Origin of the sequence: Micromonospora sp. L31, from assembly GCF_052068075.1 — a bacterium.
GTDB classification, from domain to species: Bacteria; Actinomycetota; Actinomycetes; order Mycobacteriales; family Micromonosporaceae; genus Micromonospora; species Micromonospora purpureochromogenes.
The window spans coordinates 143794-165590 of the sequence record NZ_JBQHDC010000001.1; the positions used below are offsets into that span (position 1 = coordinate 143794).

Annotated in this window: 17 protein-coding genes; 5 read left to right on the forward strand and 12 right to left on the reverse strand. The window is 73.4% G+C overall.

Annotated elements, in window-relative coordinates; translation table 11 throughout:
• Positions 1-84: 84 nt before the first annotated feature.
• Genes ACTMS9_RS00735 through ACTMS9_RS00745 form a run of 3 tightly spaced genes read left to right on the forward strand, consistent with a single transcriptional unit; the run spans position 85 to position 2283 of the window.
• Positions 85-696 carry a 5-oxoprolinase subunit B family protein gene (locus ACTMS9_RS00735; RefSeq protein WP_441143478.1) on the forward strand — a complete coding sequence of 204 codons (612 nt, stop codon included), beginning with the start codon at positions 85-87 and terminating at the stop codon, positions 694-696.
• Positions 594-1550 (forward strand): biotin-dependent carboxyltransferase family protein, encoded by a 957-nt coding sequence (locus tag ACTMS9_RS00740; protein WP_441143476.1) that lies wholly within the window; start codon positions 594-596, stop codon positions 1548-1550. Before ACTMS9_RS00735 ends, ACTMS9_RS00740 begins: the two co-directional genes overlap by 103 nt.
• Positions 1534-2283, forward strand: a complete 750-nt coding sequence (locus ACTMS9_RS00745; RefSeq protein WP_441143474.1) for a LamB/YcsF family protein — start codon at positions 1534-1536, stop codon at positions 2281-2283. Before ACTMS9_RS00740 ends, ACTMS9_RS00745 begins: the two co-directional genes overlap by 17 nt.
• Positions 2284-2359: 76 nt before the next feature.
• Here ACTMS9_RS00745 and ACTMS9_RS00750 read toward each other — a convergent pair whose 3' ends face one another.
• The 11 genes from ACTMS9_RS00750 to pdhA all read right to left on the reverse strand — a co-directional run bounded on the left by ACTMS9_RS00750 (position 2360) and on the right by pdhA (position 18377).
• Positions 2360-4192 (reverse strand): NHL domain-containing thioredoxin family protein, encoded by a 1833-nt coding sequence (locus ACTMS9_RS00750; RefSeq protein ID WP_441163871.1) that lies wholly within the window; start codon positions 4190-4192, stop codon positions 2360-2362.
• 578 nt (positions 4193-4770) lie between these two features.
• A complete protein-coding gene (locus ACTMS9_RS00755; protein WP_441163872.1) occupies positions 4771-4911 on the reverse strand; it encodes a hypothetical protein in 141 nt (46 codons plus the stop codon).
• 1861 nt (positions 4912-6772) lie between these two features.
• Entirely contained in the window at positions 6773-7186 is a 414-nt protein-coding gene (locus ACTMS9_RS00760) for a hypothetical protein (RefSeq protein ID WP_441163873.1), read from the reverse strand.
• Positions 7183-8286, reverse strand: coding sequence for a DnaB-like helicase N-terminal domain-containing protein (locus ACTMS9_RS00765; RefSeq protein ID WP_441163874.1), 1104 nt, complete (start codon positions 8284-8286; stop codon positions 7183-7185). The genes ACTMS9_RS00760 and ACTMS9_RS00765 overlap by 4 nt, the downstream gene beginning before the upstream one ends.
• A gap of 145 nt (positions 8287-8431) precedes the next feature.
• Positions 8432-9019, reverse strand: coding sequence for a hypothetical protein (locus ACTMS9_RS00770; protein ID WP_441163875.1), 588 nt, complete (start codon positions 9017-9019; stop codon positions 8432-8434).
• A 45-nt stretch (positions 9020-9064) separates the two neighbouring features.
• On the reverse strand, positions 9065-10789 hold the full coding sequence (locus ACTMS9_RS00775) for a recombinase family protein (protein ID WP_441163876.1): 1725 nt from the start codon (positions 10787-10789) through the stop codon (positions 9065-9067).
• 133 nt (positions 10790-10922) lie between these two features.
• A complete protein-coding gene (locus tag ACTMS9_RS00780; RefSeq protein WP_441163877.1) occupies positions 10923-14000 on the reverse strand; it encodes an LppU/SCO3897 family protein in 3078 nt (1025 codons plus the stop codon).
• A gap of 367 nt (positions 14001-14367) precedes the next feature.
• The gene (locus tag ACTMS9_RS00785; RefSeq protein WP_170285382.1) at positions 14368-14505 is read right to left on the reverse strand and encodes a hypothetical protein; all 138 of its coding nucleotides are present in this window, start codon (positions 14503-14505) and stop codon (positions 14368-14370) included.
• A gap of 220 nt (positions 14506-14725) precedes the next feature.
• A complete protein-coding gene (locus ACTMS9_RS00790) occupies positions 14726-16204 on the reverse strand; it encodes a dihydrolipoamide acetyltransferase family protein (RefSeq protein ID WP_441164415.1) in 1479 nt (492 codons plus the stop codon).
• A 5-nt stretch (positions 16205-16209) separates the two neighbouring features.
• The gene (locus tag ACTMS9_RS00795; RefSeq protein WP_088959543.1) at positions 16210-17199 is read right to left on the reverse strand and encodes an alpha-ketoacid dehydrogenase subunit beta; all 990 of its coding nucleotides are present in this window, start codon (positions 17197-17199) and stop codon (positions 16210-16212) included.
• A complete protein-coding gene (gene pdhA, locus ACTMS9_RS00800) occupies positions 17199-18377 on the reverse strand; it encodes a pyruvate dehydrogenase (acetyl-transferring) E1 component subunit alpha (protein ID WP_179802546.1) in 1179 nt (392 codons plus the stop codon). The genes ACTMS9_RS00795 and pdhA overlap by 1 nt, the downstream gene beginning before the upstream one ends.
• A gap of 492 nt (positions 18378-18869) precedes the next feature.
• On the opposite strand from pdhA, the gene ACTMS9_RS00805 reads away from it, so the two are divergent.
• Both ACTMS9_RS00805 and ACTMS9_RS00810 read left to right on the forward strand, forming a co-directional pair.
• Positions 18870-19823 (forward strand): hypothetical protein, encoded by a 954-nt coding sequence (locus ACTMS9_RS00805; RefSeq protein ID WP_441143467.1) that lies wholly within the window; start codon positions 18870-18872, stop codon positions 19821-19823.
• A 168-nt stretch (positions 19824-19991) separates the two neighbouring features.
• A complete protein-coding gene (locus ACTMS9_RS00810; protein ID WP_441143465.1) occupies positions 19992-20534 on the forward strand; it encodes a phosphatase PAP2 family protein in 543 nt (180 codons plus the stop codon).
• Positions 20535-20549: 15 nt separating this feature from the next.
• On the opposite strand, the gene ACTMS9_RS00815 is transcribed toward ACTMS9_RS00810, so the two are convergent.
• Positions 20550-21776, reverse strand: a complete 1227-nt coding sequence (locus ACTMS9_RS00815) for a hypothetical protein (protein WP_441143463.1) — start codon at positions 21774-21776, stop codon at positions 20550-20552.
• Positions 21777-21797: the final 21 nt, after the last annotated feature.

Genomic DNA, 21797 nt, shown 5'->3' on the forward strand with positions numbered 1-21797 from the left:
TACCTGCGGGTAGTGCGTCTGGTCACCGCCGCGTCGCGCGGGCGCGGGCCCGTGGTCGTCCGATCGATCGGGGAGGATGGCGGGATGCGGATCCGACCCGTCGGCCGACACGCCCTCCTGCTCGACTGCGACGACCCCGGCCAGGTGGAGGCGTGGCGCGCCGAGCTGTGGCGCCGTCGGGACGCCGGTGAGCTGAGCGCCGTCGAGATCGTCCCGGCTGCGGCGACCGTCCTGCTCGACGGCGTACCGGACCCGGCGGCGGTCGCCACGCGGATCGCCGGGTGGACCCCACGGCCGGTCGCCGCCCCGGCCGCCACCGCCCAGGTCGAGGTCCCCACCGGGTACGACGGGGAGGACCTGCCCGTCGTCGCCCGGCACTGGGGCGTGACCGTGCCCGAGGTGGTGCGACGACTGCGGGAGACCCCGTTCCGGGTGGCGTTCTGCGGCTTCGCGCCCGGGTTCGCGTACCTGACCGGACTGCCGCCGGAGTGGGCGGTGCCCCGGCTGCCCAGCCCGCGTACCCGGGTGCCGGCCGGGTCGGTGGCGCTCGCCGGGCCGTACGCGGGGATCTACCCGACCGCCTCGCCGGGCGGGTGGCTGCTGGTCGGGCGCACCGAGCTGACCCTGTTCGACGTGCGCGCCGACCCGCCGGCCCGGCTCACCCCGGGCACCCGGGTCCGACTGGTGGCCGCGTGATCGACGTGATCGAGGTACGCCGCGCCGGCCCGCTCACCACCGTCCAGGACCTCGGCCGGCTTGGGTACGCGCATCTCGGCGTACCCCGGTCGGGGGCGCTGGACCCGGCGGCGCTGGCGCTGGCCAACCGCCTGGTGGGGAACCCGGTCTCCGCCGCCGGCCTGGAGATCACCCTGACCGGCTGTGAGCTGCGGCCGACCCGCGCCGTCACGGTCGCGGTGACCGGGGCCGACGCCGACGTCCGGGTGGGCCGGCGACCGGGTGACGTGGGCCGGCCGCTCGCGGTGCCGGCCGGCGCGGTGCTGCGGATCGGGCCGGCCCGCGACGGGCTGCGCAACTGGCTGGCGGTCAGCGGCGGGATCGCGGTCGAGCCGGTGCTCGGCAGCCGCGCCACCGACACCCTCTCCGGCCTCGGCCCACCCCCGGTACGCGACGGCGACCGCCTCCCGCTCGGCCCGTGGCCCGGGCCGCCGCCACCGGTGGACGTGACCGTCGGCCGGCCCCCGACCGGCGAGCTGCGGCTGACCCTGCGCCCCGGGCCACGGGCCGACTGGTTCACCCCGGACGCGCTCGACCGGCTGCTCGGCACCCCGTACACGGTCAGTCCGGTGGGCGACCGGGTCGGCGCGCGACTGACCGGCGCGCCGCTGCCCCGCGCGGTCGCCGGTGAACTGCCCAGCGAGGGGATCGTGCTCGGCGCGGTGCAGGTGCCGGCCGACGGCCAGCCGCTGGTCTTCCTGGCCGACCACCCCACCACCGGCGGGTACCCCGTCATCGGGGTGGTGGACGACGTGACCGCGCTCGCGCAGGCCCGACCAGGGACTACGGTGAGGTTCCATGGACCTCAACGCTGACCTCGGCGAGGGATTCGGCATCTGGCGACTCGGCGACGACGACGCGCTGCTGGACCTGGTCACCTCCGCCAACGTCGCCTGCGGCTTCCACGGCGGTGACCCGTCGACCATGCGGCGGGTCTGCGCCGCGGCGGCCGATCGCGGCGTGGCCATCGGCGCCCAGGTCGGCTACCGCGACCTCGCCGGCTTCGGCCGCCGGCGCATCGAGTACGCCTTCACCGAGCTGCGCGACGAGGTCACCTACCAGCTCGGCGCCCTGGACGCGTTCTGTCGGCTGTTCCGCACCCGGGTCCGCTACCTCAAGCCGCACGGCGCGCTCTACCACGCGGCGGCCGTCGACGAGTCGCAGGCCGCCGCCCTGGTCGCCGCCGTCAGCGGGTACGACGACCAGCTGCCGATCCTCTGCGCGCCCGGCTCGAAGCTCGCCCAGCTCGCCGTCGGGGCGGGCCTGCGGGTGGTCGCCGAGGGCTTCGCCGACCGGGGCTACCTGCCCAACGGCTCACTGGTGCCCCGCACCGCGCTCGGTGCGCTGGTCACCGACCCGGAGGAGGTGGCCGCCCGGGCCGTACGGATGGCCACCGAGCGCACCGTCGTCGCGGTCGACGGCACCGTCATCCCGTGCGTGGTCGGTTCGATCTGCCTGCACGGTGACACCCCGGGCGCGGTCGCCTCGGCGGCCCTGGTGCGGGCCGCGCTGCTCGACGCGGGCGTCACCCCGAAGCCCTTCGTCTGACGTCCCGGCCCCAGGGTGACCGCGATCCGGCCCCCGGGGCCACGGCCCGGGGCGGGCGAGCCGAGGGCGCCGGCGCTCAGGCGTCCAGACCGCGCAGCACCAGCGGCAGCCGGGTCGCGCCGCCGTCGACCACCCGCACCGGTACGCCCCAGTCCTGCCGGGTCAGGTGGCAGGCGGCATGCTCGACGTCCTTGTCGCAGGTGGCCGCCTGGGCGGTCACCTGGAGCACCCCACCGGGCACACCGCCGTCGATCACCAGCCGCCGGGACAGGTCGGTGCTGGTGCCGGCCCCCTCGATCAGCAGCTCCGGCGGGGAGGCGGAGACCACCACCCGGGTCGACGGACCGTACGTCTCGTCCAGCTTCTGCCCAGGCGCGGGCGTGAAGATCACGTCGAGGGTCAGCTCGCCGGCCGCCACGTCCGTCGGCTTGCGCTCCACCTGATGCCGGGGGCCGTTCACCGTGCTCGCGCCGGCCGCCGTGAGCGTGCCCGGCGCCAGCCGGGTCAGCCGGTGCGCGGACGACTCGACCACCAGCACGTCACCGTCGGCGGTGAGCACCACGTCGCTCGGCTCGGCCAGGCCGTCGGCCACCGTGGCGACCTGGTCGGTCGCCGGGTCGAAGCGGCGCACCGCGCCGTTGTAGGTGTCGGCGATCAGCACCGAGCCGTCCGGCAGCGCGCACACCCCGAGCGGGTGCTGGAGCAGCGCCCGGTCGGCCGGGCCGTCCACGTGGCCGAAGTCGAAGAGACCCTGCCCCACGGCGGTGGCCAGCACGCCGTTCTCGACGTAGCGGAGCGCGCTGGTCTCGCTGTCGGCCACCCAGAGCCGGGTGCCGTCGGCCGAGACGGAGAGCCCGGAGGGCTGCGCCATCCACACGTCCGGCAACGGACCGTCGCGCAGCGCCTCCACGGTGGTGCCGGCGTACATGCCGGCGGTGCGGCGGATCGGGTCGAACCACCAGAGCTGGTGGATGCCGGCCATCGCGATGACGACCTTGTCGTCGTACCAGGCCAGGTCCCAGGGGGAGGAGAGGTCGACCGAGAGCGCGTCGTGCGCGTGGTCGTCGACCGAGGAACGCCACTGCCGGCCGGTGCCGGCAACCGTCACCACCTCGCCGGTCGCCAGCCGTACGCCGCGCAGCAGGTGGTTGACGGTGTCCGCGACCACCAGGTCGTAACCGGCCACCTCGGCGACGTGCGCGGGGAGCAGGCAGAGCCCCTGCGGCTCGGCGAAGCTGGCCGCGTCGGCCGGCCCGTCGGCCCGGCCCCGCTCGCCGGAACCGATCCGCCGGACCAGGCTCTCACCGTCGGGGGCCAGCTCGGCCAGGGAGTGCCGGGCCGAGTCCGAGACCAGCAGGTTGCCACCGTCGAGCACCACGGCCTTGCCGGGGAAGCGCAGGGTGGTGTCCGGCTCCGCCGGCGGGACGTACGGGCCGTCGCCCCGGTGCAGGGTGCCCTTCGCCGTGTGGGTGGCGACCAGGTCGTCGACCAGGCGGGTCAGCCCCTCGGCGTGGCCCTCGCCGGCCATGGTGGCCACCACGTACCCCTCGGGGTCGACCACGGCCAGGGTCGGCCAGGCCTTCGCCGCGTACTGGTCCCACATGTCCAGCTCGGGGTCGTCCAGCACCGGGTGGTGCACCCCGTACCGCTCGACGGCGGCGGCCAGCGCGTCCGGGTCCTTCTCGTGCTCGAACTTCGGCGAGTGCACGCCGATCACGACGAGCACGTCGGCGTACTTCTCCTCCAGCGGGCGCAGCTCGTCGAGCACGTGCAGGCAGTTGATGCAGCAGAAGGTCCAGAAATCTAGGACGGTAATACGACCTCGAAGGTCGGCCAAACTGAGGACCTTGCCGCCCGTGTTAAGCCATGCTCGGCCTCGCAGCTCAGGGGCGCGTACGCGTGCACTCATGACATCATCGTGCCTCACAAAGGGCCGCCATCCTGCACGACGGGGCGGCGCGAGAGGCGTACGCGACACGGCCTCGCCGAGGGCGAGCACGGCCGACGCGGTGCGATACCGCCCACCCTCGCGGCGGTAGACCTCCGGCGGTCCGACCGGGGCCGAGAGGTCGCCGACGCCGACGAGGGCTGAGTGCTCTCGGTTGCGGCGCTCGTCGACAGCCTCGACGCGCCGCACGGTCACGGCGAGGGCCGAGGCACGGACGACGACGGCCGGGTACGCGTCGTCGCCGACGTGAATCGTCGCGGGCGTGCCGACGATCGGCGGGGCGGCGTGAGGCGCGGGGGCCGGAACGGCGGAACGGCGACCGACGGGAACGTCGGTGACGGCAATGGCCATAGGCCGCACCGTAGTCGAGAGGTGCGACACGCACGGCCCCGCGAGTAGGGCGGCAGAGGGCCTAGAAACGGCCGAGGCCCGGCACCCTAGGCGCGGGGCGAACGGGCGCGAGAGGTGCTCTGGTGAGGGGTAGAAGGGCGCGTGTAAACGCAACGTAGGCCCGCCTCGGGGCCTCGCTGGTCGACCGGTCAGGTGCGCCGACGGCGGCGGCTGGTCGGGGCGGGCCGGCAGACCGTGCGCGTCGCGAGCGGGGCCTCGCCGAGCAGTTCGGCGATGTGCGCACACAGGGCGTCGATGAGGTCGGCGGGAAAGCGCGGCGGCGTCGGCATGATCGGGCTCCTCTGTGGGCACTGAGAGGCGCTCAGAGTACGCGAGGGCCGAACGTGACGCGGGCAGGCGGCGCAGACGTCTAAACGCACGAAGGCCCCTCCGCAGGGCCAGCGCGGCTTCGATCCGTCATGCATTCGGATCATCTGAGCCGAGGGCGAGCATCACCCCGACTAGGTGCGGCGCGTCCTGTGGATAGGGCTGTGGATAACTCGGCCTTGGTAGGACTAAGGCCGTAAAAGCACGTCCACTCCCTACTTTTGGTGATCTAACAGATACTCAAAGTAAGTGGATCCGGCTTTCTGTTTGGCCTAGGTTCCACGTGAAACGGCACGCTGGCATTGCCGGCAGCTATTTATATGCCGATATAAGGGGCTAAACGATCATCGAATGGGGTCACCATGCTGGCATGGTGAGACTCCGGTGCTGTCTGCAGCGCTCGATAGGCTTCTCGTGCAGTAAGCGGTGTGCCGCATCTCGACGTCTGAAAGCAAAGTGACTCAGGTCATATCGACAGTTCCGGAAGCCCGCAGGGCGTACGGATAGAGAAGCGGCGACCCCCGGCCGGAATCCGGGGGCCGCCTACTGCGACACGCCCGCCCGCTCCTTAAAGTACGAGAGGACACGTCAGTGCGTTCAACCCTACGCGGCCTTCAACGGCCGCAGCCTTCCGGAGGCGAGGAGCCGCCGAAGCTACCCCTGCGCTGGGCGCTCATCCTGGCTGTGGCCGGCATCGTCGGTTACGCCGCAGCTCAGGCTGCCGGAGGGATCGCTGGGGTCACCCTGGCGATCTCGGCCGTCGGACTTCTGCACCAGATCCTTTCTTAACAGCAGGCTCGGGCCCCGGTCTCCGGATGATCCGGTTACCGGGGCCTCGCTATGTCAGGGCACGGTCAGCGTCACCAACTTCATCATCAAGCGGGTCTCCGCTTGCACTGCACAAGAAGCTGAACTACGTCGAAGCCGCTGTCGGGCTACTCGCCGAGCAGGGGGACGCGCGGCGTGATGGTCGGGCAGCTGTCCGCTGGGCTGCGTGTGCCCGTTCGCGAGCACCCATGCTGCGGCGGCGGCGTATCGGCGTTCTGCGCAGATTGGGCAGGGATTCGGCAGGTTGATTTGCACGGTGCTCCTTGGTCTCGCGGGCTTGGAGGGATCGGCGGGCCGCATGAGCAGTTTGATGCCCGTGCGCCACGCCAGTGCACGGCGCAGTCGGCGGCTCCGACGGTTCCGGCAGCGGGGCGAGCAGGTGCTGCGCGTGCTCGTCGGCCGGTGCGGCAGTGATCCACGGCTTTCGACACACGTGAAGCTCATGGCGGGTCTCCTCGGTCGGGCGCGTCGGCGGCGTCGTCGAAACGTCGCTCGAAACGCAACTCGGCCGGAGGCCCCCAACCTGTTCAGAAACCTCGCCTGAATGACGAACACCTCGGCCGGCTCGGGGCGTTCGTGGGTGCGGTCCGCCTATGCGGTCGAGCTGCCCGCCCACGCGGTCAGGTCTTCGTGGCTGTAGATCTCAGCGTTCCCCCGCTTCCCTCGCGGCGTCGGCACGGCCCTTACACGGCGCTGAAGGCGCTTTTTCGCGGCGGCGTAGGTCCAAGGGCACCACGCCCGCCTCGGCGTCCCGCCCGCGCCGCAGCGGATACGCAAAGAGCGCCCCGCGGGCCACCCTTGCGGGCGGCTCGCGCGAGGCGCTCTCGATCGTGCACGGCGGCCCGCCTCACGCGGGCTCGGTTTGTGGTGGGTCGTCGGCGCTGTCGTTCATCGGCGCGGCTCCCTCGGTCGTCATCGACGGTCGTAGGGCAAGTCGGCCGCGACGCCCCGAGGTGTTCACCTCGGCGTCAAGGGTTCTGACTACGCGCAGGCGTGCTAGGCAGACCCCGATTCAGCCGCAGCCGCGCCAGCGCTTTCCTCACGCCGCCGCAGAAGCCCTCGTCCAACCGCGTAGGTTCCGGCGGTCAGCCCTGCGCCAGCTCCAAACGTCAGCAGACCCGGCACGACGTTTCCGGTGTCCGCGTAATGCCAGGCCACGACAGCGAGGATCGCAACGTCTAAGAGCCCTCCACCCAGCGCGACGAGCTGCGTTATCCACAGCCTCACGTCCATCCGCCGCAGGTGTTCCGCCTGCTCCCGTTGCAGTTGCCAATTGTGTTCGGCGTGCTTCACGGCCAATGCCATGACCTGATCGGCGATGTGGGGAGCAACGTCCTGCCACTGCGCTGCCTTCTCCCAAGGCGCAAGGCTCTCCCATTCCGCGTTCTGCGGACTTACCGAACTCGTCATGACACCCCTACCGGCGTGCGTGGGTTTGGCGTCATTCCTTGCGCCGACCACTGAGGCGGTGGGCCTAGCAGGTTGAAGATCGCATCAACATCGAGAGTCGCGTCATCGACAAAGCGGACCGAGTTGCTGGCCTGAGGCGTCGGTCGGTTGGCCCCTGAGCGTGGACCTTTAAGGGTTCCCCAAACGCGGCCTAACCAGGCGTATAGCCGTGCACGGGTTCGAACATCTCCCGCGCGGTCCGTTTCATGCGACAACTGGACCTGGCGGTTGTCGCCCTCCACGCGCCGTCGTCCCTGCGCCATGGACAGCCTAGCGACTTTGCGCGCGTAGTCCGCCCCGTGCGCGGGGCTGAAGACGCTGGCAACTAGGAGCTGCAAATACCGCGGGCCGCCGACCCGGGCAAGATTCCCGGAGTCGGCCAAGGCGGCGGCGACCGTGATCGGGTCTGCTGGCTCGCCACGGACGTATAGTTCGAGGATCGCGTTGTAGATCGCCGCATGGACCGACTGGGTGAAGTCCCTCGACGTCAGGATCTTAATGACGTTCGATATGGCGTCCTTCGAAAGCAGCATGCTGCCGAGCACCTGCCTCTCGGCCGCGACGGCGATGGTCGGTTGGACATCTACTCCCGTGTCGTCGGCGACAGTTGCACGATCGTACGCAGCTTGCAGTGCCGCCAACGTCGCAGCCGTCACGACGTTGTCATCCACGTCCTTAAGCGCTGATCGGACACGCTGACGGATGGTTTCCGCTGCGCTTTCATACCCGCGATGTGGTCTGAGTTCTAAATATCTGCGAGCAAGCAACGTCAGTTGTAGAGAGTCGTCCGACCCGTCGCGAATAAGACTCGCGGAAAATAGCGCCCTTAGAATTTGCTCGAACAGACCGCTTTTAAGAACCGAAGGTTGGAGTGAGTGAAAAAGCTCCGCTCGAGTAAGCGGCCCGCGCCGAAGCTGCAGCAGAATAAAGGCCGCCGTGACAACGTAGTCCCCGTGCAGCAGGTCAGGCTGGCGTACTGGATAAGTGTCCGCCACAAAACCGGCGAGCTCCAAAGCAGGGCGCGCTGCACGCTTGGTCTCTAGTGAGTCATTCGGCTCCACGAAGCCACCCCTTGCGACGGCTGCCGGACATGGAATCCACGTTTCTCCCTAGTGGAACGGATGTCAAGGGATCTATGCCTCGGTCTGCCCGCCGTATGGATGAGAAGGTTCAGTCGCCCAGCCGACGTCCGCTGCACGCGACGGGTCAGCCGGCCGCTGCGATTGTCGGCGTTGAGGCGCGACCACGGATAGCGGCCAGGTACCAGCGCGCCGTCCGAGGCGCTCGGCCGATCACTTCGGCAACCTCCTGGGTCGTGGCCGAAGGCCGCTCGGCGAGCAGCGCGGCCACGCGGGCGGCCATGTCTTCGGCCGGGTCGGCAGTGCGGCGCTGCCTCGGCGACGTCGCCCTCGTGCGGTGCGGCCCAGCTGCCGTGACCGAGGTCGTGCTCGCGGCCGTGGCCGAGCGGCGGCCCATGACCGAGGTCGTCGCGGTTGCCGTCGTGGCCGTGGCCGAGGTAGTCGTCGGCGTCGCGGCCGTGGTGGTCACCTCGGCGGCCGAGGCGGTCGTCGCGGCCGTGGCCGAGGTCTGCTCGCGGCCAGAGCGGGCCAATACCTCGACCGTGAGCAGCAGGGCCACGGCGGGCCACGCCGAGACCGTGCGGGCGACCGCGTCGGGCTCAGCGGCTATGACGTTTGCGGCCAGCGACGCGGCCACGCCGACGAGGAACGCGACCCAGGCGGAAGCCTTCGACCGGCGGCCGCCGCCGAGGGCGAGCGTGGCGACGAGGAACATGCCGCGACCGGGGCCTGCCTTATTTGGTTGTGTCAGGCGTGAGGCTCAGTGCGCGACGATCGCGCGGGCGGCGTCGAGATACCTGCGTGCGGTACGAGGCGAGCGGCCGATCTCGGCGGCGACCTCGTCGAGGGTGGCCGACGGATCCGCGGCGAGTAGGGCGAAGACCTTCTCGGTCGTCTTGTCGAGTACGTCGGCGGGTCGTGAGGTCGTGCCGTCCGCCCAGGTGATGAGCAGCCGCTCGGCAGGCTTGAATCGCACGCCCCGCGTGGCGGCTCGGGACGCGGTGACTTGAGCGACGGCGAGACCGAGCAGCCCTCGCCGCTCGCGCTCGGGCAACTCGAAGAACGCGGGCACGCTCTGCGCGAGGTCGAGCAGCGGCGAGATATCGGCGTCGGGGATAGGGACACGGGCGAGGGCCTGCTCGGCGGCGGCGACCTGCTCGCGGAGGCGCGGCATTGCCTCGGCGGCTTCCTGCTCGGTGATCGTGCCCGCAATAGCGAGGCGGCGCACGCGGGCGAGTTCGGCGCGGGCGAGGTCGAGGGCATCCTGCGCGACGTCACGGGCGGCGATGTCGTCGGGGGCGACGCGGGCGACCCAGGCATCGGCGACGGCCTCGAGCAGAGGGTCGCCGGGCTCGAGGGTCGCGAGACGCGAGAGAAACGCGACCGATACGGCGTCGTCGGTCTCGACGGTCGGTGCGGTGAATCCGGCGCAGTCGCGGCCGTTGCCGTACCGACCGCAGCGGTAGACCTTCTTGCCGGCGGCCCCGCTCTGCGCGGTCCGGCCGTCGCACTCGGCGCAGCGCAGCAGATCGGCGAGCAGCGCGCCCGAGCGGCGGTCACCGCGTCGGAGGAATCGCCCGCTCTCGCTGATGGTCGCCGAGCGGCCATCGAGGGCGCGCAGGATGCGGGCACGCTCGCCCGCCGTGATGACGCCCTCGCCGACGCTCACGGTCTGCCCGTGCTCATCGCGGTAAGGCTCGGCGATGTGTTGCCACCGGCCCTCGGGCGTGCGCTCGCGGGTCGACTGAAGGCCCGCCCAGCCGGGCGACCGTACGAGGGTAGACACGGTGCCGACGCCCCACGATTTGCCGCGCGGCGACGGCACGCCCTCGTTGTTAAGGCGCTTCGTAACGGCCCAGATCGTCTCGCCCGCGAGCAGCTCGTCGGCGATGCGCCGGGCGGTCGCGAAGGTCTCGGGGTCGTGCGCGAGGTGCCCGTCGACGACGCGCAGACCGAACGGGGGCGGCCCGCCCAGCCATCGGCCCTCGGCCCGGCGAAAGCGCTTCGCCCGACTCACGCGGCGAGAGAGGTTCTCGACCTCTTCGCGGGCGAGTTCGGCTCTGATGATGTGCTCGAGGCGGCGGCGAGAGTCGCCCGTGTCGGTGCCGTCGCAGCCGACCACGCGGCGAGACCCGTCGGCGTGTTCGTCGAGAATGCGCCCGATCTCGACGGCCCCGCGACGGTCGGCTCGGTCGAGCGCCCAGACGAGCAGGGTACGGAAGCGGTCGCCCACGCGCAGGTCGGCGAGGCCCCGCATCCATTCGGGGCGGGCCTTCGTCGAGTAGCGCGACGCGCCCGTGCCTTCACGCTCGACGTAGACCTCCACGACGTGCAGACCGAGGCGGGCTGCGAGGTCGCGCTCTTCGGCCTCCTGCTCGGCGAGCGAGCGGCCGTTGCGGGCGTCGCCGTCGGCATTCTTGTGCGACCGGCGCAGGTAGAGGGCGCAGCAGCGCGAGGCGTCTAGCGGTTCGTGGGGGTGGGTCATCCGGGGGAGCGTACCTCGAGGTCGTTAGACCGTGTGGAACGCGCCGGGAATCCCAGCAGGACGATGGTCGATCACACTACAGCGGATACGACGGCGGGGCCACGGATCACCGTGGCCCCGCCGTCGAAACGTGCTACTTGGTGGCCGGCTTGAGGCAGAGCACCCGGTCGGCGCCGGTGCCCGGCAGCACCACGTGCGGCTGGGCCGGGTCGGCGCACTTCTCCTTCGCGTCGACCTTGGAGACCACGGTGAACGCGTTCGGCTCGCCGCAGTCCACCTCGGTCGCGCCGTTGCCGGACTGCTTGACGCAGGAGCCCACGGAGAACCGGTCCGGCTCGTCCTCTCCGCCGATCTTGCCCAGCAGGCTGAGCAGGCCGAGCGGGACGGCCAGGATCAGCACCGCCGTGATCAGCACCATGGCCAGCACCCGGCCGTTGCGGACCTTCGGCGCCGGCTGCTCGACCTTCGGCGCCGGGTCCGGCTTGAACGAGTCGAAGCGTCCCTGTTCGGGCTCCGGGTCCTGGTGCCAGGCGCCCGGACCGGGCTGGTTGGCCGGCGGGAAGGGCTGGCCGGCGGGCGGGAACTGCTGACCCGCGGGCGGGAACTGCGGCCCGGCCGGCGCGAAGTGCGGCCCCGCCTGCGGGAACGGCGCCGTGCCGCCGCCGTGGGCCGGGTCGTGGGCCGGGTGGCCGTAACCGGGGACCGCACCGGCGGCCGGACCGCCGGCCGGGCCGGCGCCGAACGGCTCCGCCGGGCGGTCGTCGGGGCCGTGCGGGCGCGTCCCGTTCATCGGCCGGTTGTTGCTGGCCGGGTCCGCGAAGGCCGGGATGGCGCCCGGGAACGCCGGCGGCGCGGCGGGCGAGGTGGGCGGCGCGGACGAGGGCACCTCGGGGCCGAAGCCGGGCTGGCCGGACGGCCGCTCCGGCTCGTCGAAACGCCGCCGGTCCTGGTCCTCGTACCGCTGCTGGCCGTCGAAGGACTGCTGGCCGGCGAACGGCTGCTGGTCGGCGAAGCGCGGCGGGGAGTCGTGCTCGGCCTGCTGGCCGTCGTACTCTCCGACCGGCTCGTCCACCGGCTCCGGGCGGGCCGGCCGGCCGTACACCCGGGGCTGCGGGGCACCCGTGGCGCCCGGGCGCAGGGCCTGGTCGGTCGGGGGCATCACTCGGCTGGCCAGCGGCACCGACGCGCTCGCCGACGCCCGCCCGGCGGCGGACTCGTCGGCAACCGGCACGGCGGCGCGCCCGGCCCCGTCGGCCTCCGGCGAGGTACGCGGCCCGGGCACCACCGGCCCGGCCGGCGACTGCGGCTCCTCGCCGGCACCCCAGCCCGACCGTTCCGGCTCGTACGCCGACGGCGCGTCCGCACGCCCGGCCGGCTCGAAGGAGGACTGGTCCGCGGCTCCACCGAACTGGGCCGGCGGGGCGTAGTCGTCCGGCGGCGCGGCGGCCAGGCTGGCGCCGGGCACCCGCTGCTCCTGCGGCGGCAGGGGCACCACGTTGGCCGGCGAGATGCCGGGTGCCGGCGCCGGCTGGTAGATCGGGGCCTCGTCGGCGCGCTGGGGCTCCCAGGCGTCCCCGGCCTGTCGCTGCGCGGGCGGGGCCTCGGCGCGGCCCCAGGCCTCCTCGGCCGCCCACGGCTCGGCGTCCGGCACCGCCGGACGGTCGGCACCGGCCCGCTGCGGCGGATTGTCGGCGTCCGCCCCCCAGGCCGGCGGGCTGCCCGGGACCGTGACGGACGCGGTCGCCCGGGCGGGCTGCTCCGGCGGCGTCCAGCCGCCCGATTCGGGTCGGCCGTCCTGACCGGGCACGGCGGCCGCGCCCCAGGAACCGGCACCATGGGCCGACTCCTCCGCGGCGGGCCAGTCGGCACCGGACCGCTGCTCCTCGCGGGCCGGCGCGGCACCGCCCCAACCGTCGGCGGCCTGCTGCTCCGCGCGGGCCTCCCAGTGGGCCGGCGCCGGTGCGCCGGCGGCGTCCCACGACTGCGGCGACCGCTCGTCCGCCTGCGGCGCGTTGTTCCACCCGCCGGCGGCGTTGTCCGGGGCGGCGGTGTTCCAGCCACCGGAGTGGCCGGCGTCGTCCTGGCCGCCGGTGTTCCACCCGCCCGAGTGGGCCGGGTCGTTCTGCGGCGTGCGGGCGGCGTTCCAGCCGCCGGAGCGCGCCGGGTCGTCCTCGGTGGACCATCCGTCGGCCGCCGGGGTGTCGTGCTGCGGCACCTGCGCGGCGCCGCGCGCGCCGGTGTCGGGCTGCGCCCACCCGGGCACGGCCTGTTCCGGCTGCTGCTGCGGCGGCACGGGCACGGAGGCGCGGCCGGCGGATCGGGGGGCCTCGTCCTGGGTGGACGCTGCGTTCCACCCGCCGGAGCGGACGGCGTCGTCCGGTGGCGGCTGGGTCTCGCCACCCCAGCCGTCGGCCTGCTCCTGGGGCGCGGCTGCGCCGTTCCAGCCGGTGGACTGCTCGTGCTGCTCGGCGTCGACGTGTCGACCGCCCGAAGTGGACGCCTCGTGGGACGCGATCCCGCCGGCGTTCCAGCCGCCGTTGCCCGCGGCGTCCTGATCCTGGCCGGGCGTGCCGGCGTTCCAGCCGCCGGAGCGGGCCGGGTCGTCCTGGGCCGGGGTGTTCCAGCCGCCGGAGTGGGCCGGCTCGTCGTGCTGCGGCGCGGCGGCCCAGCCGTTGGCGGCCTGGTCCTGCTGTCCGGCGTTCCAGCCGCCGGAGGCGGCCCGGTCGGCGGAGGCGGGCCAGGCGTCGTTCGGCTGGGGCACCCGGGCGGCGCCACGGGCGCCGGAGTCGGGCTGCGCCCACGCCGGGGCGGCCTGCTCGGGCTGCGCCCAGGCGGGCTGTGCCGGCTCGCCCGGCCCGGCGGGCTGGCCGGGTACGGAGGCCGCGGCCCAGGCGGCGGCGGGCTGGTCGGACTGGGCGGCCCAGGCGGGCTGCGGCGCTGCCCACTGGCCGGGCTGCGCCGGCTCGCCCTGCTGCGGCGCCTGCGCGGCGCCCCACGCCGGGGGCTGGTCCTGCGCGGCGGCCCAGGCCGGGGCGGCCTGATCCGGTCGGCCGGCCGGTGGCGGTGGTGCCCAGCCCAGGTCCGGGGCGGCGGGGTTGCCGTACCCGGTGTCCTGCTGCGTCTGCCGGTCGCCGTACGGCGCCGGTCCACCGGCGCCCGGCGGCACCTGGTCCGGCTCCTGGCCGGGGCGGTGCTGGCCCTCGGACGTCATGGGTGCGCCTCCTCCATCACATGTCGGCCGCCGATGCCGTCCGGGACCGGGCGGCGGGCCGCCGGTGTCGCCGGCGGATCGGCCGTGCGGGCTCCCCGCACCGTATCCGGTGACCGCGCGGGGCGTCCGGGGAGCACCGGGCCGTCACTCCGCGTCGCCGGGCGGTGGCGATCGGCTCTCATCCGGCTCGATCGGTGTCCCGGGTCGGCGGGTGGCGACCGTGCCCCACCGTACCGGGCGTCCGGTCGAGGTGGAATCCCGGTCTCAGCGGCCCGGAAGCGCCGACGACCCCGGAAACGCCGATGACCCGCCCGGGTGCCCCGGGCGGGTCATCGATCTGGAGGAGGTGAGGAAAGTCTGTGCCGCGTCAGCTCATGTGGCGCTGGGCGATCGCGAGGATCTCCTCGCGCACCGCAGGCGAGTTGGCGGAACGAAGCGCGTGCTCGATCGCGCGGGCGCGGCGGGTGGCGTCGCGGTGGGTGCGGATGCGCTCGATCATGCTCATGGTGTCTCTCTCCTCCGACTATTCGGTTGTCAGCCCCTGATGTCTCTATTGAAGCGCAAGACGCCGCCAACTTCCATCGATTGTTAGGTGAGCTGAGACACTTGCCTACGATTCGAAGGCCATGGAGGGCTATTGCCGAACTTTTCTTCGTGCAATGGCAACGGCCGGTGTGCCGGGCGTTCACCCTGGGCACACCGGCCGTGGCTGGTGTCGTGGACGGTCAGGTCCAGGCGAGCAGCGCCGCCTCGGGGTCGGCCAGGAAGTCCCCGATGTCGCGGAGGAACTTCGAGCCCAGCTCACCGTCGATGATCCGGTGGTCGAACGACAGGCCCAGCGTGGTTACCTGGCGCGGCTTCACCTTGCCCTTGTGCACCCACGGCATGTCGCGGACCGCGCCGAAGGCCAGGATCGCCGACTCGCCCGGGGGCAGGATCGGCGTACCGGTGTCCACGCCGAAGACCCCCACGTTGGTGATCGTCAGCGTGCCGCCCGACATGTCGGCCGGCGAGGTCTTCCCCGCCTTGGCCGTCTGCACCAGGTCGGTCATCGCGTCCGCCAGGTCGCGCAGCGACAGCCGGCCGGCGTCCTTGATGTTCGGCACGATCAGGCCGCGCTCGGTGGCCGCCGCGATGCCCAGGTTGACGTAGTCCTTGACCACGATCTCGTCGCCGGCCCAGGTCGAGTTGACCATCGGGTGACGCTTGACCGCCAGCAGCACCGCCTTGGCGACCAGCAGCAGCGGCGAGACGCGCACGTCGCGCCACTCCCGCCGCTCGCGCAGCCGGTCCAGCGCCTTCATCGCCCGGGTCACGTCGACGGTGAGGAACTCCGTCACGTGCGGGGCGGTGAACGCCGAGCGGGACATGTTCTCGGCGGTGAGCTTGCGTACCCCCTTGACCGGGATGCGCTGCTCGCGGTCCGCGCCGAAGCTCGCGGCCGCCGTGGCCGGGGCCGTCACCGTCAGCGGCTCGGCCGCCGCCGGGGTCCCGCTCGCCGCCCGCTGTACGTCCTCCCGGGTGATCGAGCCCAGCGGGCCCGAGCCGGTCAGCGTGGCGAGATCGACGCCGAGGTCCTTGGCGAGCTTGCGCACCGGCGGCTTGGCCAGCACCAGCCCGCCGGCCCGCCCGTTGCCGTTCGCGCCGGGCGCCGGCGACACCGGCGCGGCCGGCGTGACCGGAGCGGGTGCCACCGGAGCCGGCGCGGCCTGGACCGGCGCGGCCGACGCCTGGGCCGGCAGCCCGCCCTTGCGCGGGCGGCGCTTGGCCGCCGTGGTGCGCGGGCCGTAGCCGACCAGCACGGCGGTCCGCCCACCCGGGGCGGGACCGCCGATCAGGCCCGGCTCGACCGCGCCCTCGGTCGGGGCCACCTCGACGGCGGCCAGCGAGGCCGCCGACGGGGTGGGCAGCGCGGAGGCCGGCGCACCGGTCGTCGACTCCTCGATCGGCCCGGCGCCCGGGTCGGTGTCGATCGCGATGATCGGCGTGCCGACCTCGACCGTGGTGCCCTCCGGGTGGAAGATCGCCTGCACCTGGCCGGCCCACTTCGCCGGGATCTCGACGGCCGCCTTGGCCGTCTCCACCTCGACGATCGGCTGGTTCAGCTCGATGACGTCGCCCACCTTGACCAGCCAGGCGAGGATCTCGCCCTCGGTCAGGCCCTCGCCCAGGTCGGGGAGGTTGAACTCCTTGATCCGTGACATGGCGCTCACCAGCCGAAGGTGCGGTCGACGGCGTCGAGCACCCGGTCGAGGTCGGGCAGGTACTCCTCCTCCACCCGGCTGGCCGGGTAGGGGGTGTCGAAGCCGGTGACGCGCAGCACCGGGGACTCCAGGGAGTAGAAGCACTCCTCGGTGATCCGGGCGGCGATCTCCGAGCCCAGGCCCAGGTTGCCCGGGGCCTCGTGCACGACCACGCAGCGGCCGGTGCGCCTGACCGACTCGTACGCGGCGGTCAGATCCAGCGGGGAGAGCGTGCGCAGGTCGATGACCTCCAGCTGCCGGCCGTCCTCGGCGGCGGCGGTGGCCGCGTCCAGGCAGGTCCGCACCATCGGGCCGTACGCCAGCACGGTGGCGTCGGTGCCGGCCCGCGCCACCCGGGCGGAGTGCAGCGGGTACGCGTCCGCGAGCGGGGCGTCCAGGTCGACCGGGCCCTTCTCCCAGTAGCGCCGCTTGGGCTCCAGGAAGACGATCGGGTCGTCCGAGGCGATCGCCTGCTGGATCATCGAGTACGCGTCCTGCGGGTTGGCGCAGGTGACGACCTTCAGACCGGCGGTGTGGGCGAAGTACGCCTCGGGCGACTCGGAGTGGTGCTCGACCGCGCCGATGCCGCCGCCGTAGGGGATCCGGATGACCATCGGGATCCGGACCTTGCCCTGCGAGCGGTAGTGCATCTTCGCCACCTGCGACACGATCTGGTCGTACGCGGGGTAGACGAAGCCGTCGAACTGGATCTCGCAGACCGGACGGAAGCCGCGGATGGCGAGGCCGACCGCGGTGCCGATGATGCCGGACTCGGCCAGCGGGGTGTCGATCACCCGCTGGTCGCCGAAGTCCTTCTGGAGCCCGTCGGTGATCCGGAAGACGCCGCCGAGCTTGCCGACGTCCTCGCCCATGATGACGACCTTGGGGTCGTTCTCCAGGGCCTTGCGCAGACCGGTGTTGAGGGCCTTGCCGAGGGTGAGCGTCTCCGTGGCCATCAGTGGGCGCTCCCCTCGAACGACTCCATGTACTTGCTGAACTGCGCCCGCTGCTCGTCGAGCTCGGGGGACCCGGTGGGGTAGACGTGGTCGAACATCGACACCGGCTCGGGGTTGGGCATGGCGAGCACCCGCTCGCGCAGGTGCACCGACTCGGTGCGGGCCTGCTCGTCGACCGAGGCGAAGAAGTCCGCGTCGGCGATCTGCTGGTTGGTCAGGAACGCCTTCATCCGGGCGATCGGGTCCTTGGCCTGCCAGGCCTCGACCTCGCTGGCGATCCGGTAGCGGGTCGGGTCGTCGGAGGTGGTGTGCGCCCCCATCCGGTAGGTGTACGCCTCGATCAGGCTGGGGCCCTGGCCGAGCCGGGCGTTGTCCAGCGCGTGCCGGGTCACCGCGTACGAGGCGAGCACGTCGTTGCCGTCCACCCGGACGCCGGGGAAGCCGAAGCCACCCGCGCGCTGGTAGAGCGGGACGCGGGTCTGCCGCTCCAGCGGCTCGGAGATGGCGTACTGGTTGTTCTGGCAGAAGAAGACCAGCGGCGCGTTGAAGACGCTGGCCCAGACGAACGCCTCGTTGACGTCGCCCTGGCTGGTGGCGCCGTCGCCGAAGTAGGCGATCACCGCCTCGCCGTCGTCGGTGCCGGTCTTGCCGTCCATGGCGACACCCATGGCGTACCCGGTCGCGTGCAGGGTCTGCGCCCCGATCACGATCGTGTACATGTTGAACTTGAACTCGTTCGGGTCCCAGCCGCCCTGGTCGACGCCGCGGAACAGGCCGAGCGGCATGATCGGGTCGATGCCCCGGCAGTAGAGGACGCCGTGCTCCCGGTAGGTCGGGAAGGCCATGTCCTGGGTACGCAGCGCGCGCCCCGAACCGACCTGTGCGGCCTCCTGGCCGAGCAGGCTGGCCCAGAGGCCCAGCTCGCCCTGGCGCTGCAGCGCGGTGGCCTCGGCGTCGAGCTTGCGCACCAGCACGAGGTCGCGGTAGAGCCCGCGGTACTCCTCGTCGGTGAAGTCGACGCGGTACTCGGTCCCGTCCGGGCCGATCGCGCTGTCGATCCGCTCACCGGTGGGGGTGAGCAGCTGTACGAGTTCCGGCTCGCCCGCCGCGGCGGTGCGCTTGGACCGGGGTGCGGCCCGCCGGCCGCGGCTGGTGACCCCGGGGTCGCCCTTTGCCATCCGTCTCTCCCTGTCGTGTCTGCGTCGGCGCCGGGGGTGACCCGTCCGCGCAACTCGTACGCCGGCCCGGCCGGTGCCGGGCTGGTTCCTGGCGGCCGCGCCTAGCCCCGGTGAGGGTTGCCGCGCGGCGGTGAGCCGGATTCGGGGAGGAACCCGGTTCGGGAGCCGGCGCCGAACCGCGCCTGCCGCGGGGTGCGCGGAGGCCGGCTGCGTTGCCGTCGTGCCTGAATGATTGCAGAGGAGGTGAGCGGTCCCACAGTATGGCCTCCCCCACCGGTCCCGTTCCGTCGTCTTCGCGACGCATCGACGTATTTGTCCCTTGGAAGATTCAGGGGGACGGACATTTTGTGTGTCGACACGCTGTGGTCCCTGGTGAACTGAGCGTCACTGGTCCAAGCTGACCTGGGTGTCGGCAGGGCGTTTCAAGCCGTATGTCCGTTTAGAAGGCCCGCCGGTGCCCGGTTGCTCCAAAATCGACGAGGGAGTTCTGCGGTGTCCGAGTCAGGTGACGGTCCTCCCGCCCCCATGCTCGGCCGGCACCGCGTGGGTGGCGGCTACCGGCGGATGATCGGCGCGCACCGCACCCCCGGACCGGCCGGCCCCGGCCGCGGCTACCTCTTCACCGTGGCCCTGCTCGCCGGCACGGCGTCCATGCCGATCCTCGCCGCCTTCAGCACCGGCTCCGCCACCGTCGGCAGCAGCGCGCTCCCCGACGGGAGCACCCCGTTCCTGCCCACCCCCTCCGACGGCCCGGTGGTGGTCCCGCTGCCCGCCACCGGCCAGCCCGCGCCGCCGTCCGCCGGGCCCGGGGACCTGCCGGCCGCCGTCCCCGGCGCGGTCAGGTTGATCCCGCTGGGGCCGCCGCTGCCCGCGCTGCCGGCGGCGCCGGCCGCTCCCGGCTCCGCCCAGCGCCCGCTGCCGCCACCCCCGCCCCCCCGGCCCACCCCGCCCGCACCGGGCCGGACCGCCGCACCGACCCCCGCACCCCGCCCCACGCCGGCCGGCTCGCCGACCCCCGGGCCCACCCCGACCGCCGAACCGAGCAGCACCTTCTCCGAGTCGCCGCCGGACCCGACGCCCACCGTCAGCGCGGAGCCCACCGCCACCGGCTCTCCCGAGCCGTCGCCCGACCCCGAGCCGTCGCCCGACCCCGAGCCGACCGTGACAGCGACGGCCGCGCCGACCGTGGCCCCCACCCGCACCCCGCCGTCGCCCCCGTCGCCGGCCGCCGGGCCGCGCCCCGCCGCCACCGCCGCCACCACCACCGGCGGCCCGCGTCGGCGTCCGGCCGCCCGCCCGCCGGGCCGACCGCCGTCGCCCACCGCCCGTCCGCCGAAGTTCCCGGCGGCCACCCCGAGCCCGGCCCCGCAGCGCCCGGCGGCACCCGCGCCGACCAGCCACGACGCCCCCGACCCGGACGGTACGGTGACGGGCGACGCCAGCTGACCGGGCCGTACGCCCGCCGCCGGCGCAACCGGCCTGCGGCGGGGCCGGACGGGACGGATCGGGGACGGGGAGCTGAACGGGATCGACGGGGGCGGCGACGAGGGTGGACTCCGCCGGGTCGTCGTACCGCCCGGAGCCCTGACCCGGCTGGCCCGGCTGGTGACCGAGGTGACCGCCCCCGCCGTCCTGGTCACTCTGCTGACCGTCGCGGTCGGCTGGCACGGCGCCGGTGGCGCGCACGGGCTGGGCTGGGCGCTGCTCGCCTCGGTCTTCGCCAGCGGCATCCCGTTCGCGTACATCCTCGGCGGGGTGCGGCGCGGTCGCCTGACCGACCACCACGTGGGCGTCCGCGACCAGCGACGCGTACCCCTGCTCTTCGGTCTGGCCTCGGCCACCGCCGGCCTGGCGCTGCTCGCGGCGCTCGGCGCCCCCCGGTCGGTGCTCGCCCTGGTCGCCGCCGGGGTGGTCGGCCTGGTGGTGGCGGTGACCGTCAGCCACTGGTGGAAGATGTCGATCCACACCGCGGTGGCCGCCGGCGCGGTGGTCGTGCTGGCGCTGACCTTCGGCCCCCGGATGCTCGCCGCCGCGCCGCTGCCGGCCCTGGCCGGCTGGTCCCGGGTACGGCTGCGCGACCACACCGTCGCGCAGGTGCTCGTCGGGGGCGTGGTCGGCGGTCTGGTCGCCGGCCTGGTCTACGCCGCGCTGCGCTGAGCGCGGCGTGGCCGGTCAGGCGGTGTCGTCGCCGAGGCGCTGGCGGTTGGCCTCGATCCAGGCGTCCAGCGCGGCCGGGTCGTCCGGGTCCACCCCGTCCGCCATCAGCTGCGCCACCGCGGCGGTGGCCGGGCTGCGCCGCTCACCCGTGCTGTAGAGCCGGGCGAACTCCGGCACCAGCTCCTCGATCGCCTCGTCGGTCCGGGTGACGGCCTGCTCCGGCAGGCCGCGCCGATGTCCCGCGAACGCCGTCCAGGCGCGCAGCACCCGGGGCAGCATCGCCGCGTCGTCCATGTCCAGCACGGCCCGGCGGTGCACCCAGTCCAGCAGGAACAGCCCCGCCACCGCCGGGCTCCAGCGCAGCGGGTCGGCGTCCGGGAAGCTCGCCGCGTGGTCGAAGAGCAGGCCCAGGCAGAAGTGCAGCGAGGCCAGCTCCGCGTCGCCGTCCAAGGCGTGCAGGCCGGCGCGGGCCGCCTCCGGCGACGCCAGGAAGGCCCGCACCAGCTCGGTGCGCTCCTCCCCGGTGAGTGGCTCGGCGTCCCAGGTCAGCGTGTCCGCCGGCGCGCCGGGCAGCACCGCCAGCCGGGCGCCGACCAGGGCCCGGTCGGTGGCGAGTGAACCCTCGCCGGGCAGGTCGCCGAGGTCGTCGGTGACCGTCAGGTGCCGGCTCACCTCGCCGTGCATCCGGGCCGGGTCCTCCTCGCGGAACCAGGTCAGGTCGTCCGTGGCGCACATCTGCCGGACCTGTTCGAGGATCCGCTCGGCGGGACCGCCCACGAAGACGTCCTTGGTGATCCCGATGTTGTGGTCGACGAGCGCCACCAGCGCGTGCTCCGGACCGCCTGTCGCGTCGTCGTAGGCGAAGGTGGCGAGGTAGGAGGTCTGGTCGCCGTACACGTCGCCGTACGACCAGGCGCCGGTGAGGTGCACCCGGCCGAGCTGGCCGGACCAGGCCGGGGCCTGGGTGCCGGGGCGGACCTTCGCGGCGCCCTCCGCGTCCGGCACCAGCGCGGCGAAGACCGACCGGATGGTGGTCGCGGCGGCGGTCCGGCGGCGCGCGGTGGCGGCCAGGAAGCCGGAGACGAACTCCCGTACCGCCCGCTCCCGGTCGGTCTCGGCGATCGCGTAGACGCTGCCCAGCAGGGCGGCGCCGAGCATCTCGGCGTCGAGGGCGGTGTCCAGCCTCGTCACGTCGCGGGCGGCGTGCAGCACCGCATCGTAGGGGGTCTGTGGCGTGGCCATGGTCCGACCCTACGCCGCGAC